Source organism: Pseudomonas sp. PB103, assembly GCF_009764635.1.
Lineage (GTDB): Bacteria > Pseudomonadota > Gammaproteobacteria > Pseudomonadales > Pseudomonadaceae > Aquipseudomonas.
In genome coordinates this window covers 1-18,621 of sequence record NZ_RWIL01000024.1, presented here as the reverse complement: position 1 = coordinate 18,621, position 18,621 = coordinate 1, and the positions used below count along the sequence as shown (strand labels likewise).

The 18,621-nt window shown below is 60.4% G+C and carries 14 protein-coding genes and 1 pseudogene; 9 read left to right on the top strand and 6 right to left on the bottom strand.

The annotated features are described in order from the left end of the window. Positions 1-100 precede the first annotated feature (100 nt). The 7 genes from EJA70_RS04955 (at position 101) to tauD (ending at position 8,700) form a co-directional block, all read left to right on the top strand. Positions 101-2,425 (top strand): Tex family protein, encoded by a 2,325-nt coding sequence (locus tag EJA70_RS04955; protein WP_158829999.1) that lies wholly within the window; start codon positions 101-103, stop codon positions 2,423-2,425. Next, a complete protein-coding gene (locus EJA70_RS04950; protein WP_053116527.1) occupies positions 2,425-2,808 on the top strand; it encodes a PaaI family thioesterase in 384 nt (127 codons plus the stop codon). The genes EJA70_RS04955 and EJA70_RS04950 overlap by 1 nt, the downstream gene beginning before the upstream one ends. A 261-nt stretch (positions 2,809-3,069) precedes the next feature. After that, a complete protein-coding gene (gene gshA, locus EJA70_RS04945) occupies positions 3,070-4,653 on the top strand; it encodes a glutamate--cysteine ligase (protein ID WP_158829998.1) in 1,584 nt (527 codons plus the stop codon). A 436-nt stretch (positions 4,654-5,089) separates the two neighbouring features. Continuing rightward, positions 5,090-6,067: a taurine ABC transporter substrate-binding protein gene (gene tauA, locus EJA70_RS04940; protein ID WP_158829997.1), complete on the top strand. Its 978-nt coding sequence runs from the start codon at positions 5,090-5,092 to the stop codon at positions 6,065-6,067. Between the two features lie 16 nt (positions 6,068-6,083). Next, entirely contained in the window at positions 6,084-6,878 is a 795-nt protein-coding gene (gene tauB, locus EJA70_RS04935; RefSeq protein ID WP_007917917.1) for a taurine ABC transporter ATP-binding subunit, read from the top strand. Further along, a complete protein-coding gene (gene tauC / locus EJA70_RS04930) occupies positions 6,875-7,714 on the top strand; it encodes a taurine ABC transporter permease TauC (RefSeq protein ID WP_158829996.1) in 840 nt (279 codons plus the stop codon). The genes tauB and tauC overlap by 4 nt, the downstream gene beginning before the upstream one ends. Positions 7,715-7,857: 143 nt before the next feature. Beyond that, positions 7,858-8,700: a taurine dioxygenase gene (gene tauD, locus EJA70_RS04925; RefSeq protein WP_158829995.1), complete on the top strand. Its 843-nt coding sequence runs from the start codon at positions 7,858-7,860 to the stop codon at positions 8,698-8,700. A gap of 162 nt (positions 8,701-8,862) precedes the next feature. Here tauD and mgrA read toward each other — a convergent pair whose 3' ends face one another. The 3 genes from mgrA to EJA70_RS04910 all read right to left on the bottom strand — a co-directional run bounded on the left by mgrA (position 8,863) and on the right by EJA70_RS04910 (position 13,640). Then, on the bottom strand, positions 8,863-9,900 hold the full coding sequence (mgrA, locus tag EJA70_RS04920; RefSeq protein ID WP_158829994.1) for an L-glyceraldehyde 3-phosphate reductase: 1,038 nt from the start codon (positions 9,898-9,900) through the stop codon (positions 8,863-8,865). Positions 9,901-10,093: 193 nt separating this feature from the next. Beyond that, positions 10,094-11,413 carry an LLM class flavin-dependent oxidoreductase gene (locus tag EJA70_RS04915; RefSeq protein ID WP_158829993.1) on the bottom strand — a complete coding sequence of 440 codons (1,320 nt, stop codon included), beginning with the start codon at positions 11,411-11,413 and terminating at the stop codon, positions 10,094-10,096. Position 11,414: 1 nt separating this feature from the next. Then, on the bottom strand, positions 11,415-13,640 hold the full coding sequence (locus tag EJA70_RS04910) for a TonB-dependent receptor (RefSeq protein ID WP_158830017.1): 2,226 nt from the start codon (positions 13,638-13,640) through the stop codon (positions 11,415-11,417). 206 nt (positions 13,641-13,846) lie between these two features. On the opposite strand from EJA70_RS04910, the gene EJA70_RS04905 reads away from it, so the two are divergent. Next, a complete protein-coding gene (locus tag EJA70_RS04905; RefSeq protein WP_158829992.1) occupies positions 13,847-14,884 on the top strand; it encodes a LacI family DNA-binding transcriptional regulator in 1,038 nt (345 codons plus the stop codon). A gap of 99 nt (positions 14,885-14,983) precedes the next feature. Here the strand turns inward: EJA70_RS04905 and EJA70_RS04900 are convergent, their stop codons facing one another. Continuing rightward, the gene (locus EJA70_RS04900) at positions 14,984-15,448 is read right to left on the bottom strand and encodes a type II toxin-antitoxin system HicB family antitoxin (protein WP_371924505.1); all 465 of its coding nucleotides are present in this window, start codon (positions 15,446-15,448) and stop codon (positions 14,984-14,986) included. Next, a pseudogene (locus EJA70_RS31045) lies at positions 15,445-15,628 on the bottom strand (type II toxin-antitoxin system HicA family toxin). Before EJA70_RS31045 ends, EJA70_RS04900 begins: the two are co-directional and overlap by 4 nt. A 396-nt stretch (positions 15,629-16,024) precedes the next feature. On the opposite strand from EJA70_RS31045, the gene EJA70_RS04890 reads away from it, so the two are divergent. Next, positions 16,025-16,285, top strand: a complete 261-nt coding sequence (locus EJA70_RS04890; protein WP_053116800.1) for a hypothetical protein — start codon at positions 16,025-16,027, stop codon at positions 16,283-16,285. Positions 16,286-16,308: 23 nt separating this feature from the next. Here the strand turns inward: EJA70_RS04890 and betT are convergent, their stop codons facing one another. After that, on the bottom strand, positions 16,309-18,270 hold the full coding sequence (gene betT, locus EJA70_RS04885; RefSeq protein ID WP_172828122.1) for a choline transporter BetT: 1,962 nt from the start codon (positions 18,268-18,270) through the stop codon (positions 16,309-16,311). Between the last annotated feature and the right edge of the window lie 351 nt (positions 18,271-18,621).

The following is an 18,621-nucleotide window of genomic DNA, read 5'->3' as shown; positions in this document are numbered from 1 at the left end:
TTTTGACCCAGGCAGCGGCCATCTTCATGCCGCTCAACCAGACTCCGGGCCTTTATTTCCGTGCCTGCGAGCCTGCTTTCACACTATGTCAGGTGGTTTTATGGACAGCATCAACAGCCGCATCGCCGAGGAACTCGGCGTACGCCCACAACAGGTCGAAGCGGCCGTCGCGCTACTCGATGAAGGCTCAACCGTTCCCTTCATCGCCCGTTACCGGAAAGAAGTCACCGGCAGCCTCGATGACACCCAGTTGCGTCATCTGGAAGAGCGCCTGCGCTACCTGCGAGAACTCGACGAACGGCGCATCAGCATCCTCGCCAGCATCGAAGAGCAAGGCAAACTCACCCCGCAGCTTGAGCGCGACATCAAGCTTGCCGACACCAAAACCCGCCTCGAAGACTTGTACCTGCCGTACAAGCAGAAGCGCCGCACCAAGGGCCAGATCGCCCTGGAAGCCGGCCTCGGCGACCTTGCGGACGGCCTGTTCAACGACCCGAACCTGGCCCCGGAAACCGAAGCAGCACGTTTCGTCGATGCCGAAAAAGGCGTGGTCGATGTCAAGGCAGCCCTCGAAGGCGCCAAGTACATCCTCATGGAACGTTTCGCCGAAGACGCCAGCCTGCTGGAAAAACTGCGTAACTACCTGAAACAGGAAGCCACCCTCAGTGCCCGCGTTATCGCCGGCAAGGAAGAGGAAGGCGCCAAGTTCCGCGACTACTTCGAACACGACGAACCACTGAAAAGCATGCCGTCGCACCGCGCGCTGGCGATTTTCCGTGGCCGCAACGAAGGCATCCTCAGTTCTGCGCTGAAAGTCGGCGACGAGCTGCCGGGCACCATGCACCCGTGCGAAGGCATGATCGGCCAGCAATTCAACATCCAGAACCAGAACCGTCCGGCCGACAAATGGCTCGGCGAAGTGGTGCGCTGGACGTGGAAGGTCAAGCTCTACACGCACCTGGAAACCGACCTGCTCGGCGAGCTGCGTGACGGCGCCGAAACCGAGGCGATCAACGTATTCGCCCACAACCTGCACGACCTGCTGCTGGCCGCCCCGGCCGGCCCGCGCGCTACTCTGGGCCTCGACCCGGGCCTGCGTACCGGTTGCAAGGTGGCCGTGGTCGACTCGACCGGCAAGATGCTTGATCACGCCACGGTTTACCCGCACGTGCCGCACAACAAGTGGGATCAGACCATCGCCATCCTGGCCGCCCTGTGCGCCAAGCACTCGGTTGACCTGATCGCCATCGGCAACGGCACCGCCAGCCGCGAGACCGACAAACTGGCGATCGAACTGATCAAAAAATACCCGGCGATGAAAATGACCAAGGTCATGGTTTCCGAGGCCGGCGCATCGGTGTACTCGGCATCGGAACTGGCGGCCAAGGAGTTCCCGGATCTCGACGTGTCGATCCGTGGCGCCGTGTCCATCGCCCGCCGTCTGCAGGATCCACTGGCAGAACTGGTGAAAATCGATCCGAAATCCATCGGTGTCGGCCAGTACCAGCACGACGTTTCGCAGCTGAAACTGGCGCGTGGTCTGGATGCAGTGGTTGAAGACTGTGTGAACGCCGTCGGCGTTGATGTGAACACCGCTTCGGTGGCGCTGCTGGCGCGTATCTCCGGCCTCAACTCGACGCTGGCGCAGAACATCGTGACTCACCGCGATGAGCACGGCGCGTTCAAAACCCGTGCAGCCCTGAAGAAAGTCGCGCGTCTGGGCGAAAAAACCTTCGAACAGGCGGCCGGATTCTTGCGCGTGATGAACGGCGACAACCCGCTGGATTCCTCGGCGGTTCACCCGGAAGCCTATCCGCTGGTGCAGCGCATTGCCGCTGAAACCGACCGCGACATCCGCTCGCTGATCGGCGATGCAAGCTTCCTCAAGCGTCTGGATCCGAAGAAATACACCGACGAGACCTTCGGTCTACCCACCGTCACCGACATTCTGCAAGAGCTGGAAAAACCGGGCCGCGACCCGCGTCCGGAGTTCAAGACAGCGGAGTTCCAGGAAGGCGTTGAAGACCTGAAAGACCTGCAATTGGGGATGATCCTCGAAGGCGTGGTCACCAACGTGACCGCGTTTGGTGCCTTCGTCGACATCGGCGTGCATCAGGACGGTCTGGTGCACATCTCGGCGCTGTCGGAGAAATTCATCAAGGATCCACGCGAAGCGGTGAAGGCCGGTGACGTGGTGAAAGTGAAGGTCATGGAAGTCGATATCCCGCGCAAACGCGTTGGCCTGTCGATGCGCATGGGCGACACCCCGGGCGAGAAGATCGACGGTGCGCGTGGCTCGCGTCCGGGCTCGGCGCAGCGCCAGCCTTCGAACAATGCGCCACGCAAGGAAACCGCCACCGCCGCGCCGGTGAACAATGCGATGGCCTCGCTGTTCGCTAACGCCAAGCAGTTGAAGAAACGCTGATGGAGATTCCGGCCGGGCTCGTCGAGAGCGCGTTTTTCAAGCTGTTGGGCTGCCGCCTGCACAGCCTGGAAACCGGGGTGGCGCAAGTCGCCCTGGTGCTGGAACCCGAACTGCGTAATCGCGGCGGCAAATTGCACGGTGGCGCGCTGTTCAGCCTGGTCGACATCGCCATGGGGCTGGCCTGTTCCAGCACTCACGGCTTCGATCAGCAGAGCGCGACCATCGAGTGCAAGATCAACTATATCCGCGCCGTTTCCGACGGCGAGGTCATGTGCACGGCGCGGGTTATCCACCCGGGCCGGCGCACGTTGGTGGTTGAAGCCGACGTGATGCAGGGCGACAAACTGGTCGCAAAAGCACAAGGCACGTTCGCTGTCCTGTAGCTACCGGTCATCATTTTGAGTTAATTTCGGCGCAACGCATCCTGTAGGAGCTGCCGCAGGCTGCGATCTTTAGATTTTGTTTTCCAAGAGCAAGATCAAAAGATCGTCCGATCGCGGCCCGAGCCTTCGGCAGCTCCTACAGAGTATGTGTGCGGCTGACCGGCTAGAAAAACCAGGCGATAACGCCAGTTTCAACTTCACCCTTGTAGACCGTCCTGCCCACCCCCATATTGGGGCGACTGACGCGTGAAGGAATCCAAATTGAGCGAACTTCTCAACCGCCGCCTGGCTCTGCTCGGCGAGCGCGCTAACCTCTCTCTGCTCGAGCAGTGCCTGCACGGTATCGAACGTGAATGCCTGCGCGTGACCAGCGAAGGTCGCCTGGCGCAAACGCCGCACCCCGAAGCCTTGGGTTCCGCGCTGACCAACGAACAGATCACCACCGACTACTCCGAGTCGCTGCTGGAATTCATCACGCCCGCCCTGCCTGACCCGGCTGATACGTTGGCGAGCCTGGACAAGATTCACCGTTTTGCCTACAGCAAACTCGGCAACGAGTACCTGTGGAGTCCATCGATGCCGTGCCCGTTGCCGGCCGAGGAAGACATCCCGATCGCCTATTACGGCACCTCCAACATCGGTCAGCTCAAGTACGTTTACCGCAAGGGCCTGGCCCTGCGCTACGGCAAGACCATGCAGTGCATTGCCGGGATTCACTACAACTTTTCCCTGCCGGAAAAGCTCTGGCCACTGTTGCGTGAAACCGAAGGTTTTGTCGGCACGGATCGCGATTTCCAGTCGGTTTCCTACATCGCGTTGATCCGTAATTTCCGTCGCTACAGCTGGCTGCTGATGTACCTGTTCGGTGCCTCGCCTGCGCTGGACGCCGGTTTCCTGCGTGGTCGTTCGCATCAGCTCGAACAACTCGATCCGGACACCCTGTATCTGCCGTACGCGACCAGCCTGCGCATGAGCGACCTCGGTTATCAGAGCAACGCCCAGGCCGGCTTGACGCCGTGCTACAACGATCTGGCGAGTTACACCGACAGCTTGCGCAAAGCCGTGGCCACGCCGTACGCGCCTTACGTTGAAGTCGGCACGCACAAGGATGGTGAGTGGGTGCAGCTCAACACCAACATCCTGCAGATCGAAAACGAGTACTACTCCAACATCCGCCCGAAACGCGTGACCTACACCGGTGAGCGGCCGATTCAGGCGCTGGTGGCCCGTGGCATTCAGTACGTCGAAGTGCGCTGCCTGGACATCAACCCGTTCCTGCCGATGGGCATCGACCTCACCGAGTCGCGCTTCCTCGACGCGTTCCTGCTGTTCTGCGCGCTGAACGACAGCCCGCTGCTGACCAACACCTCGTGCGGCAATGCGACGTCGAACTTCCTCAGCGTGGTCAAGGAAGGTCGCCGTCCGGGTCTGGAGTTGCAGCGTGACGGTGAGTCGGTCGAGATGAAGACCTGGGCTGCCGAACTGCTGGAACAAATCGCCCCGCTGGCGGCGTTGCTGGATCAGAGCCATGGCGGCGATGCGCACAGCAAGGCACTGGATGCGCAACTGGCCAAGGTCAGTGATCCGTCCCTGACGCCGTCCGCGCAGGTTTTGGCGGCGATGGCTGAGCATAAGGAAAGCTTTGCGCAGTTCTCGTTGCGTCAGAGCCAGGCGCATGCGGAGTTTTTCCGTAGCGAGCCTTTGGCGGCGGATGAGCAGGCGAAGTTTGAGGAGTTGGCGCGTTCGTCGCTGGCTGCGCAGGCTGAGCTGGAGCAGAACGAGGTGGGGGATTTTGATGTTTTTGTCGGGTCGTATCAGGCGAGTATTTTGGCGATCAGCAACTGAATAGCCCCTCACCCTAGCCCTCTCCCAGAGGGAGAGGGGACTGACCGCGTTGTTGATGCGAAGTACACCGACCTGAACTACCGCGCCGAACTCAGGCCTTGAAAAGCACAGAGATCGGCTCCCTTTCCCCCTCGCCCCTTGGGGGAGAGGGCTGGGGTGAGGGGGCAAGAAATCTAACGTCGAACGCTCGATCCGAAATATCCACAATTTTGATCGTTCCCATGCTCCGCGTGGTAACGCCTCAAGGGACGCTCTGCGTCCAGGTGACGCGGAGCGTCACCGGCTGCATTCCCACGCAGAGCGTGGGAACGATCTGACTCCCTTCTTAGATTTTTCCGCTCATAAGCTCATTCGAAAAAGTTATTTATTTACTGATTCTTAGATCATTTAGTCTCCTTTCACGCCGACGCTCGGTCGCCTGATATGGAGCTCTTCAATGAAACTGAATATCCCGCTTCGCCTGCTCGCCGCAGCCTCCCTGGCCGCCGCGAGTTTTCTGGCTCAGGCCGCCGACCTCACCGTCGCCTACCAAACCACCGTTGACCCGGCGAAAGTCGCTCAGGCCGACGGCGCTTACGAAAAAGCCACCAAAGCCGACATTGCCTGGCGCAAGTTCGACAACGGCGCCGACATCATTGCCGCCATCGCCTCCGGTGACGTGCAGATCGGCTACCTCGGTTCGAGCCCGCTGACCGCCGCGATCACCCGCAAAGTCCCGGTCGAAACCTTCCTCATCGCCACTCAGATCGGCGCTGCCGAAGCACTGGTCGCCCGCGACGGTTCCGGCATCAAGACGCCGCAGGATCTGATCGGCAAGAAAATCGCCGTGCCGTTCGTGTCCACCGGTCACTACAGCCTGCTCGCGGCGCTGAAGCACTGGAACATCGATCCTTCGAAAGTCACCGTGCTCAACCTCGCCCCTCCAGCGATCATCGCCGCGTGGAAACGCGGTGATATCGACGCTACCTACGTGTGGGATCCGGCGCTGGGCGTGGCCAAGGAAAACGGCAAAGTGCTGATCACCTCCGGCGAGCTGGCCAAGTTCGGCGCGCCGACTTTCGATGCGTGGATCGTGCGCAAGGACTTCGCCGAGAAGCACCCGGAAATCGTTACCGCGTTCGCCAAGGTCACCCTCGACGCCTACGCCGACTACCGCAAAGACCCGAAAGCCTGGCTAGCCGATCAATCCAACGTCGACAAACTGGTGAAACTCTCTGGCGCCAAGGCCAGCGACATCCCATTGCTGCTGCAAGGCAACGTCTACCCGCTGGCAGCTGATCAGGTCGTCACCCTCGGCGCGCCGACCACCAAAGCCATCACCGACACCGCTGCGTTCCTCAAGGAGCAAGGCAAGGTCGAAGCCGTTCTGCCGGACTACGCGCCGTACGTCAGCGCCAAATTCATCACCAACTGATCGGGAGTTAACCGCGATGGCCTTGCTACAGCTGGAGCGCATCAGCGCACAGTACCCGGGCAGCCCGACACCGGTGCTGGCGGATATTTCTCTGACCCTGGGGCCTCAGCAATTGCTGGTCGCCCTCGGCCCGTCCGGCAGTGGCAAGACTTCGCTGTTGAACCTGATTGCCGGTTTCGTTGAACCGAGCGCCGGGCGCATCACCCTCGACGGCGTGCCGGTCAAAGGCCCGAGCGCCGAACGTGGCGTGGTGTTCCAGGACGACGCGTTGCTGCCTTGGCAGGATGTGTTGGCCAACGTCGCATTCGGCCTGGAGCTGGCCGGCGTCGCCAAGGACAAACGCGAAAAAATCGCCCGTGAAATGCTCGCGCTGGTTGATCTTTCCGGTTTCGAAAGCCGCCGAATCTGGCAACTGTCCGGTGGCCAGAAACAACGTGTCGGCCTCGCCCGCGCCCTCGCCGCTGATCCGCGTGTGTTGCTGATGGACGAGCCTTTCGGTGCCCTCGACGCGTTCACCCGCGAGCAGATGCAGGAGCTGTTGCTGCAAGTCTGGCAACGCACCGCCAAGCCGGTTTTCCTGATTACCCACGACATTGAAGAAGCGGTGTTCCTCGCCACTGACCTGATTCTGCTCGCGCCGAATCCGGGGCAGATCGTTGAGCGTCTGCACTTGGATTTCGGTCAGCGTTACGCCGCTGGCGAGTCCGCCCGCGCGATCAAATCCGATCCGCGCTTTATCGAAACCCGCGAACACGTACTGAGCAAAGTGTTCTCGCAACGCAGCGCCGGGCAACGGCAGGAGCGCGCATGAGCAGTTACGACGTTTCCTCGGCGGCGGTAAAACCGGTCAGCGCATCGGTGGTGATTCCGGTGCGCCGCAGCCTCAGCACGCGCTGGATCAGCTTGCTGACCTTGTTTGCATTGTTAGCGATCTGGTGGGCGGTAACTGCCACCGGTTTGATCGAACCGCTGTTCTTGCCGCCACCGTCCGCCGTGCTGCAAAAGGGTTGGTTGCTGGCGACCACCGGTTACATGGATTCGACGTTGTGGCAGCACCTTGGTGCGAGCCTGAGCCGTATCGGTCTGGGTCTGGGTTTTGCGATTCTGACCGCTGTGCCGGTGGGCATTGCGATCGGCGCCAACCGCATCGCTCGAGGTGTGCTCGATCCGCTGATCGAGTTCTACCGGCCGATTCCGCCGTTGGCTTATCTGCCGCTGATTGTGATCTGGTGCGGCATCGGCGAGTTGTCGAAAGTGCTGCTGATTTATCTGGCGATTTTCGCGCCGATTGCCATCGCTACCGCAACCGGTGTTCGTACAGTTGACCCGGCGAAATTGCGCGCGGCGCAGTCGTTGGGTGCGACGCGTTTGCAGCTGATTCGCCATGTGATTTTGCCGAGCGCGTTGCCGGACATTCTCACTGGTGTGCGCATTGGTCTGGGTGTTGGCTGGTCGACGCTGGTCGCCGCCGAACTGATCGCTGCCACCAGCGGTTTGGGCTTTATGGTGCAATCGGCCGCGCAATTTCTGGTCACCGACGTTGTGGTGCTGGGGATTCTGGTCATCGCCCTGATCGCCTTCGCCATGGAAATGGGCCTGCGCGCCCTGCAGCGCAAACTGGTGCCATGGCACGGCCAGGCCCACTAAAACATCTTTTGAATCACCCCCCTGTAGGAGCTGCCGCAGGCTGCGATCCTTTGATCTTGATCCTCTTAAAAACAAGATCAAAAGATCGCAGCCTGCGGCAGCTCCTACAGGGAGGTGGTTATCCGCAATTGACGAGAAAGACCATGAGCAGCCTCGACATCACCCCGTTAAGCTCGGCCCTCGGCGCGCAAATCAGCGGCGTCGACATCAGCCAGCCACTGAGCCTGGAACACCGCGACGCGATCGAGCAGGCGCTGCTCAAATACCAGGTTTTGTTCTTCCGCAACCAGCCAATCGAACCGCCACAACAGGCGCGCTTTGCGGCGTACTTCGGTGACCTGCACATTCACCCGATCTACCCGAACGTGCCGGAACAGCCGGAAGTGTTGATCCTCGACACCGCCGTCACCGACGTGCGCGACAACGCGATCTGGCACACCGACGTGACCTTCCTGCCGACGCCGGCGATGGGCGCGGTGCTCAGCGCCAAGTTGCTGCCGGAGTTTGGCGGCGACACGTTGTGGGCCAGCGGGATTGCTGCGTATGAAGCGCTGTCAGCGCCGCTGAAAGGTTTGCTTGAAGGCCTGACTGCGACTCACGACTTCACGCGCTCGTTTCCGCTGGAACGTTACGGCAACACGCCAGAAGCATTGGCGCAGTGGGAAGAAGCACGGCGCAAGAATCCACCGCTGTCACACCCGGTGATTCGCACGCATCCGGTCAGTGGGCGGCGCTCGCTGTTCGTCAACGAAGGCTTCACGTCGAAGATCAATGAGCTGTCGGAAACCGAGAGCGAGGCGATTCTGAAGTTCCTGTTCGCCCATGCGACACGGCCGGAATTCACCATTCGCTGGCGCTGGCAGCAGGACGATATTGCGTTCTGGGACAACCGCGTGACGCAGCATTACGCGGTGGATGACTACCGCCCTGCGCGGCGGGTGATGCAGCGGGCGACGGTGTTAGGGGATGTGCCGTTTTTTAAATAAGCCCAGGTTTCTCTAGCGCTTGAACCGGCCTCTTCGCGGGCAAGCCCGCTCCCACAGGGTTCATTGTTGGAACACCATTTTGTGTTCGAAGCAGAAACCTGTGGGAGCGGGCTTGCCCGCGAAAGCGTCAGAGCAGGCGCCGGGAAAATCGGCGCCAGTCACTTATTCAGCCGTCGAAGGCCTCTCCCAAAGATTGATCCCGCCCTCTTGGGCAAACCGGTCAATCTCCGCCAGCTCTTCAGCACTGAAGCTCAGATTCTTCAACGCCCCAACGTTCTCGATGATCTGCTCCGGCCGGCTCGCGCCGATCAGTGCCGAGGTCACCCGAGGATCGCGCAGCGTCCACGCCAGCGCCAATTGCGCCAGACTCTGACCACGACGCTTGGCGATCTCGTTCAGTGCGCGCACGTGAGCGATGTTGGCCTCTGACAAATGCGAAGCCTGCAACGAACCACCGCCCGGACGATTGACCCGCGCATCCGCCGGCACGCCGTTGAGGTATTTGTCGGTGAGCAGACCTTGCGCCAACGGAGTGAACGCAATCACGCCCGTGCCGAGTTCATCGGTGGTATCGAGCAGATCCTTTTCCACCCAGCGATTGAGCAGGTTGTACGCCGGCTGATGGATCAGCAGCGGAACTTTCCACTCTTTGAGCAGCGCAGCGATCTCACGGGTTTTCACGCCCGAATACGACGAGATCCCGATGTACAAAGCCTTGCCTTGCTGCACCGCAGTGGCAAGGGCGCTGGCGGTTTCTTCCAGTGGGGTGTCCGGGTCGAAGCGGTGCGAATAGAAGATATCCACATAGTCGAGACCGAGGCGTTGCAGGCTCTGATCGAGGCTGGCCAGCACGTATTTGCGCGAGCCGCCGCCCTGACCGTAAGGGCCGGGCCACATGTCCCAACCGGCCTTGCTGGAGATGATCAGTTCGTCGCGGTATTGCTTGAAGTCTTCACGCAGCAGACGACCGAAATTGATCTCGGCGCTGCCGTACGGCGGGCCGTAGTTGTTGGCCAGGTCGAAGTGGTTGATACCCAGGTCGAACGCGGTGCGCAGCAGGGAGCGCTGGGTGTCGATCGGCGTGCTGTCACCGAAGTTGTGCCACAGGCCCAGCGACAGCGCCGGCAGCACCAGACCGCTGCGCCCGACGCGGCGGTAAGGGATGGAGTCATAGCGATTTTCGGCAGCGGTGTAAGTCATCGAATCCTCTCTTGTCTGTCTTTTAGTCATCAGAAACCGGACACCTTTGTGGCGAGGGGATTTATCCCCGATCGGCTGCGAAGCAGTCGTAAAACCAGCGCACTCGGTACATCAGGTTGACCGAGGTTTCAGGTCTTGGGGCGGCTCCGCCACCCGTCGGGGATAAATCCCCTCACCACAAAAGCTCTACCAATCATGCAAAGCGATTTACAGGTCGGGCGAGCCCGAGGTTCTGGCGCAATGTCCGGCCTTCATACTCCGTTCTGAACAACCCACGCCGCTGCAGTTCCGGGACCACGCCATCGGCGAAGTCTTCGAGCCCGCCCGGCAGGTGCGGCACCAGCACGTTGAAGCCGTCCGCCGCGCCCTGCTCGAACCATTCCTGCAAACGATCAGCAATCTGCTCAGGCGTACCGACCAGGCTGTAATGCCCGCGCCCGCCAGCAATCTTGCGGCCCAACTCGGCGAGGCTGAGGTTCTCCCGCCCCGCCAGCTCAGTGAGCAATTTCTGCCGACTCTGCTGGCCGCTTTCGGTCAGTGGCAATTCGGGCAACGGCCCGTCCAGCGGGTACTTCGACAAATCGAAGTTGCCCAGCATACGCCCAAGCAAGGCGACGCCAACCTCGGGTTCGACTAATTGCTGAAACGTTTCACATTTTTCCTGCGCTTCGGCTTCGGTGCGGCCGACCACAACAAAAACACCGGGCATGATTTTCAACGAATCGGCGCTGCGACCGTACTTGGGCAGACGTCCCTTGAGGTCGGCGTAAAACGCCTGAGCGTTGGCCAGGGACGTCTGCGCGGTAAACACGACCTCAGCCGTTTGCGCCGCCAACTCGCGTCCGGTTTCGGAGGATCCCGCCTGCACGATCACCGGTTGCCCCTGCGGCGAGCGCGCAACGTTCAGTGGGCCTTTGACCCGGAAGTGCTCGCCGACATGATCCAGCACATGCAACTTCGCAGGGTCGTAATACGCCCCGCTCGCCTGGTCGCGCACAAACGCATCGTCCTCCCAGCTGTCCCAAAGCCCGGTGACCACCTGATGAAATTCGCGCGCACGGCTATAGCGTTCGGCATGACCGATATGCTCATCACGACCAAAATTCAGCGCTTCGGCAGCATTGTCCGAAGTCACCAGATTCCACCCCGCTCGGCCACCCGACAAATGATCGAGCGAAGCGAATTTGCGCGCCACGTGATACGGCTCGTTGTAGCTGGTGGTTGCCGTCGCAATCAGACCGATGTGCTCGGTCACCGCACTCAGCGCCGAGAGCAACGTCAACGGCTCAAAGTGATCAGAGCGCGCCATGCGACTGGCGATGTCCTGAGTCGGCGCGGCGACGCTGTCAGCGACAAACAACGCATCGAATTTCGCCGCCTCGGCAATCTGCGCCAGCCGTTTGTAATGGGCGAAATCCAGTCCCGCATTCGCCGGCACATCCGGATGACGCCACGCCGCCACGTGGTGCCCGGTGGCCATGAGGAATGCACCGAGTTTCAACTGTCTGCTCATCTCAGAAATCCTTGCGCAGTTGCACGCCAAAGTAACGCTCGTCATCCCGTGGCACGGCGCGGTAGATGTAGTTGCCACCGCTGGCGAGAACCGGTGAGTAAGACTTGTCGGTGAGGTTTTTGCCGAGCAACGCAACACGCCAGCCGTTGCTGTAATCGGCAAGTGCGATGCTGGCGTTCCAGATGCCGTAGGCGCCCTGTTTGGTGTCGACGTTCTGGCTGATGTCGTACTGCACTTCGCTCTGCCAGCTGTAGTCGGTGCCGAGTTCGATATCCAGGCCGTTATCCAGCGGGATCGTGTAGTCGGCGCGCACGTAGCTTTTCCAGTCCGGGCTGAATGGCAGCGGTTTGCCGTTGACGTTGCACGACGCCGCCGCGCCCGCCGGGCAGGCGAATTCGTCGATCCGTGCGCGGGTGTAGGCCAGTGCGCCGGACAACTTCAATTGCTGGGTCGCTTGCAGGGCGTAATCGAGTTCGACGCCCTCGGTGCTGACGCTGCCGGCGTTGATCAAACGCGTCACCACCTGCCCGGCGACGGTATCGAAGAAGTTCGCCTGGTAGTTGTCGTACTCGCTGTGGAACACCGCGAGGTTGGTGGTCAGGCGGTTGTTCCAGGACGTGGCTTTGATGCCCGCCTCCCAGGTATTCGAAGTCTCCGGTTTGAGGGCTTCGGTGTCGCGCGGCTGCATGTTGAAAAACACGTTGTAGGCCGGGCCTTTGTAGCCGCGCGAATAGGTCAGGTAAGTGGTGACTGCATCGCTCAAGTCGTACTGCACACCGAGGCGGCCGGACCAGCCATCTTCATCGACAGAACCTGAGCTGCTGGTCGCCGGTTGGATACCGCTGACGGTGGTGGCCGACGTCGACACGCGGCGGTGATCGTATTCAAGATCATCGTGGGTGTAGCGCAGGCCGGCGATGCCGCGAAAGTCGGACGTGAAGTTCAGCGTACTCTCGCCAAACACCGCATAACTGTCACTGGTGGTGCCGTAGTTGGCAACGCCACGGTCGGTGCGCGTGGTGGTGGTCAGCGTGCGCTGATAGGTCTCTTCGTCCTTGCCGTGCATGTAGAACAGGCCGCCGACGTATTCAAGAAATTCGCCTTTCGGTGAAGCCAGACGCAGCTCTTGCGAGTATTGATCGAAGGCCAGATCGCCCTTGTCAGCCGTGCCGGGAAACGCTGCGGTCACCGTGCCGAGACGGTCGCCGTCCTGATACTGCGTGTTGTCCCAGCCACGCCACGCGGTGATCGACGTCAGCGTGTAATCGCCCAGTTGCCAGTCGAGCTGGCCGGACAAACCTTTGTTGATGTCTTCAACGTGAGAGCGAGTGTCGGTGTTGATGTCGCGGTTGTGGCTGGAGGCATACGCCGGGCTCAGCGCGTTGGCGAAGGCCGGGGTCAGCGACTTGCTGACCACGCCATTGGGGCCGTCGTCGTGGGACTGCATGTAGTCGGCGATCAGGGTGAAGGTGACGTCGTCATTCGGCGTGAACTCGAGTTTGCCGCGCACGCCGCGATGGTTGTAGCCGTTGACCTCCTGACCATTATGTTGGTTGTCGACGTTGCCGTCGTAGGTGCCGAACAGCGTGCTGATCGAGCCTTTCAACGTGTCCGGAATCAGGCTGCCGCCGAGGCCGAATCGGGTGCGGCTTTCGTTGCCGCTGTAGTACGACTGATCGATGTAGCCGTGGGTCTCGGCGGTGGGTGCCTTGCTGGTGATGTTGAGCACGCCAGCCGAGGCGTTCTTGCCGAACAGCGTGCCTTGCGGGCCGCGCAAAACCTCGACGCGCTCAAGATCCAGCAGATCCATGGTTGCCTGTCCCGGACGCGCATACACCACGCCATCAATCACCGTGGCTACGGTCGGCTCAACGCCTGGAGAAGTGGAAATTGTGCCAACGCCGCGCACGAACAACGAGGTGTCTTTGTTCGATGCGCCGGTGCGGAAATTCAGCGATGGCACTTGCTGAACGATGCTTGCCACGCCGTTGCGGTTATCGCGTTCGAGCTGCTCGCCGTCGATCACCGAAACCGCGACCGGCACCTTTTGCAGCGACTCTTCGCGTCGGGTTGCGGTGACGGTGACCGACTTCAGCGTCGGCTCCTGATCGCTGCTGTCAGCAGCGAATGCATTGGGCAACGGCAGCGCCGCCAACCCCGTCAGTAACCAGCCAGCGGCGCGAATCGACTGCGCCAGTTTGTGTGTCGCCCCAGGAATGTTGTGCATGTTCTGCCCGCTCGAAATTGGCCCTGATCCGCTGCCGTTCTGCGACGACAGCGCCTGAATCGGTGTCTTGGGCATTCGCTCGAGCGAGTAGCAGACAACGCGCTTTGTTAGCGCTAACATCACCAATATTGGCCATCCGCACATAGACCGTCCAATACTGAAAAATTAGTTTTATATGCGATTTGGTTTTTAACAAGGATCGAACCATGAGCGAAGAAAAGCCCCGCAAACGCCGTGGCGCCGGACGCGTGACCCTGAATGCAGTGGCGCGTGAGGCCGGGGTTTCCGCGATCACCGTGTCGCGGTATTTCAATCAGCCCGAACAGGTTTCGCCCGAGCGTCGCGAGCGGATTGCGGCGGTGGTAGCAGAGTTGGGTTATGTACCGAATCTGGTAGCCGGCGGGCTGGCCTCGGCGCGGGGGAAAATCGTCGGCATGGTCATCCCGAACATTTCCGGGCCGATCTTCGCCAACACCATTCAAGGCTTCAGCGACACGCTCAGTCGTCATGGTTATCAACTGTTGCTGGCGTCGAGTTATTTCAGCACCGAACAGGAAGAGAACGCAGTGCGCGCGTTTCTCGGCTGGGCGCCGGCGGCGCTGGTATTGACCAGCCATTTTCACAGCGCGGGCACGGAAAAAATGATCGCCGAGGCGGATATTCCGGTGATTGAAACCTGGGATTACCAACCGGATCGCGAGCCGATGCAGATCGGTTTTTCGCATTTCGACGTAGGCGTGACGGCAGCGAAATATCTGCTGGGAAAAGGCTATCGACGCATTGCGTTCGTGCAGAACAGCGCGCCGGGCGACTTCAGCGCCCTAGAGCGCCGCGACGGTTACGCGGCGACCTTGCGAGAGGCCGGCCTGGAGCCGTGGGTGTTCGCCCCTGACGCTGACCGCGCACCATTCGAGGCCGGCAAGCAGGCGATGGACGCCTTGATGAACACCTCACCGCGCCCGGACGCAATCATCTTCGCCAACGACAACCTCGCCGCCGGCGGCCTGCTCGCCGGGCAACGCGCCGGTATGAAAATCCCCAATGACTGCGCCGTTCTCGGCTTCGGCGACTACCCCTTCGCCGAGATGCTCCTGCCCAGCCTGAGCACCATCAAACCACCGGCGCTGGAGATAGGTGTGCTGGCGGCGACACGCGTGCTGGAAAGCCTTGGGGTATTGCCGAGCGATGAAGTGCAGCGGCTGAATCTGCTGCAGTGCCAAATCATCGAACGCGAAAGCACCTGAAACGGACATCTCAGTAGGAGCTGCCGCAGGCCGCGATCTTTTGATCTTTAAAAACAAGTCAAAAGATCGCAGCCTGCGGCAGCTCCTACAGGGTCATCTTTACATCGAGAGTTCGCGCAAGGCGGCTGCCGCGAGGAAACCGGAGCGGGAGCTATAGCGTTGGTCACGTCGGACAGTTTGGTCGATGCGCTCAAGCAACTGCTCAGGCAGCGTGGCGTTGAACCGCACTGACTTACCGAAATACGGGGTGATATCAAAATCGACCACACCCCAGATCCCTCCCGCGTAATCCGGGTTATCGAGATGAGCATCAATATCCCGCACTTGCGGCAACGGCGCGGCGTCGGCGACCAACCCCTCATAGTGAAGCGCCAACGCTTCCTGAGTATTCTCAAACGCCTCAGCGACCGTAGTGCCCGCAGAGAAACAGCCCGGTACATCCGGGATGATCACGCCGTAGTCTGAGTCGGCATCCTTGTGCAGAACGACCGGGAATTTCATGTGAGTGAGTCCTTCCTCTGACAGGCCCTTAAAACGGCCTTCGTTTCCAATAACGGGCCTCATTTCAGGCCCGCCTGTTTCAAAATGCTGTTGATCGTGCCCTTGGGCAGATCGGAGTCGGGGGTGTTTGATCGTCACCCTTCCCTGCTTGAACGGATGCTTGTACTAGTGGTGACTGCCTTTTACCGCCACCAAATACCACCCATCGTCCTCGATCATCCTGATCATTTCCCGACTGCGCATTTCCTTTGCCCTGTTCGACCGCTAGAGCTGTTTACTCTAGGGGACGCAGGCGACTTTTATACACACGATACACACTTAGATAAATACTAGCGTACTGAACAAACGCTCGGTTATGGGACAGATCAACGGCAGGCGCGGGCAAGCAAGCAAAACACGTCGCCGACCGAACTCTGTGCAGGAGTCGCAAAATGTGTCCAGTAGAGAAGCAGGACGGGCAGTGGCGGGGGCGGGATTGGCTATGCTCTAACTGACACCGAGGTGGCCCCATCGCGGGCAAGCCCGCTCCCACAGGGTTCTGCGTCGTTCACAAATTTTGTGTCCAACCCCGAAACCTGTGGGAGCGGGCTTGCCCGCGATGGCGGCCGATCAGGCACCGCACATCCCGCAGGCACCACAATGCACACCGCCATCATCATCTTCTTCGGCCTGGTCCTGCTCGCCCTGATGCTCTACATCGGCGAGCGCATCGGCTTCAGCCGTCAGACCATGGCCTACAGCTTCGCCGCCCTGTGGCTGGCGTTGACGGTGATAAATGGCGCGGTGGGTGTGGTGCATGCGAAGCAACCGCTGGGTTCGGAAATAGCGATTGGCAGTGCGGTATTTGGCGTGCCAATGGCGGCGATGGTGTTGTTCATGGTGCTGAGCGCCGAGTCGTAAACGTCCCGGCGCTCAACTGCCAATCAACGCACCAGATGCAGGAACTGCATGTGGCGTTCGTACTGGTCGAGGATGTCGTTGATGATCTGCTCTTTGGTATAGCCGACCAGATCGTAGTCCTGACTGCCCTCACTCAAATGCACTTCGGCGCGGTAGTAGCGACGATTGTTGAGCTGCTTCGAGCCCATCCCGCCACGCGCGAACGACGGCGTGAAGTAGCCGCGCATCTGCACCTGATAGATGAACGGATGTGCATCACCGTGGCCGATTTCCAGGCTGACGCTGTCATTCGCCGGATCTGGCTGGGTGACCACGTTAAGACCTTTCTCGACGAACACCGCCGTCACTTCTTCAATCGCCGGACGCACCGTGGTGTCCATGAAACGGTACACCTCGTCACGTGACGGGAAGTGCACCGCCTGACTCAGACGCTGACGCCAGCCGCCCGTGCCGCGTCGCGAACCGGAAACCGGTGCCAGCGAATGCAGTTGCGCGATCTGCTTCTGCGACTCGAGATAGAACGCCTTGTGCAGGCCCCACATCATCAGGAGCAGAATCAGCGAGAACGGCAACGAGGTCAGTACCACCGCTGACTTCAGTGCGTCGATGCTGCCGGAGAACAACAGCGCACTGGTGATCAGCGCAGTCATCGCACCCCAAAACACCCGCAGCCATTTCGGCCCGTCTTCGTCCGGGTTGCCACCCTTGGCCGACAGGGTCGAGAGCACCACGGTGCCGGAATCGGCAGAGGTGACGAAGAACACGAAGCTGATAAACACCGTCACGGCGATGACGGTTTTGCTCCATGGATAGGTTTCCAGCAGCAAGTAAATACTCATCGACGGGTTGTCGAGGGCCGACATGCCCAGCGCACTCATGCCGTGGTTGAGCACCTGATCGATGGCGCTGTTGCCGAAGATCGACATCCACGCGAGGGTGAAACCGAGCGGAATCAGCAGCACGCCGAAGACGAATTCACGGATGGTGCGGCCACGGGAAATACGTGCGATGAACAGGCCCACGAACGGCGACCATGCAATCCACCAGGCCCAGTAGAACACCGTCCAGCCGCCGAGCCAGTCGCTCGGTTTGTCGTAGGCGTAGAGGTCGAAACTCTTCATCGGCAAGGCGCCGAGGTAGTCGCCGATGTTCTGGATCAAGGTGTTGAGCAGATGCTGGGTAGGCCCGGCGAACAACACAAACAGCAGCAGCGCACAGGCCAGCAGCATGTTGATGTCGGACATCACCCGCACGCCTTTATCGACGCCGGAGACCGCAACAATGATCGCCGCGCCCATCATCAGCGTGATCAGGCCGACCTGAATCCACTGGGTGTGAGCGATGCCGAACAGGTAGTCGAGACCGGAGTTGAGGTGCAGCACGCCGAAGCCCATGTCGGCACCGAGGCCGAACACCGTGGCGATGATGCCGAAGCCGTCGACCGCGTAACCGATCGGGCCGTTGATGCGTTTGCCGATCAGCGGATACAGCGCTGAGCGCAGCGCCAGCGGCAGGTTGTGGCGGTAAGCGAAGTAGGCCAGCGCCATGCCGACGAAGGCGAACACGCCCCAGCCATGCAGGCCCCAGTGCAGAAACAGAACCTGCATCGCCTGACGCGCCGCATCCGCCGTGCCGGCCTCGCCTTGCGGCGGCTGCAGCATGTGGGTCAGCGGTTCGGACACGCAAAAGAAGAACAGCGTGATGCTGATCCCGGCGGCGAACAGCATGCCGGCCCAGGACAGGTAACTGAATTCGGGCTCGTCGTGGTCGGCACCGAGTTTTATCTTGCCGTAGCCGGATAAGGCGGTGACCACCACGAAGACCAGATACAGGGTCATCGCGAGCATGTAGTACCAGCCGACCGTGTTGGCCGCCCAGTTTTGCGCTTCCAGCAGCCAGGCGCCGGCCTGTTCAGGCATGGCGATAACGACGAGACCAAACAGCAGAATGACCGTCGCGGCGAAGTAGAACACCGGCGGATTCATGCGCACCAGACCGCTGGCGGGGGTAGACGATGCACTCATGAAACGTGCACCTCGAGGGGTTGAAACGTGGCTGAAATGATCGGACTCAGCAAAGGCAAGCCTCCTGTTGTGAGCGGGCAGCGAACCACCGGTTTAACTTGAATGAACGTTCAAGTTAAACATGGATAGGGTGGTAAGGACTAATCGCAGGGCTGGGCGGTAGTTTTCCTACAGTAGCCCAAGGAGGTGTATGACGCGGGTTTGGAGGAATTCGTTCAACAGCAACATGGCCTTATGTCCATACCTGTAGGAGCTGCCGAAGGCTGCGATCTTTTGATCTTGTTTTTGTAGATCAAAAGATCGCAGCCTTCG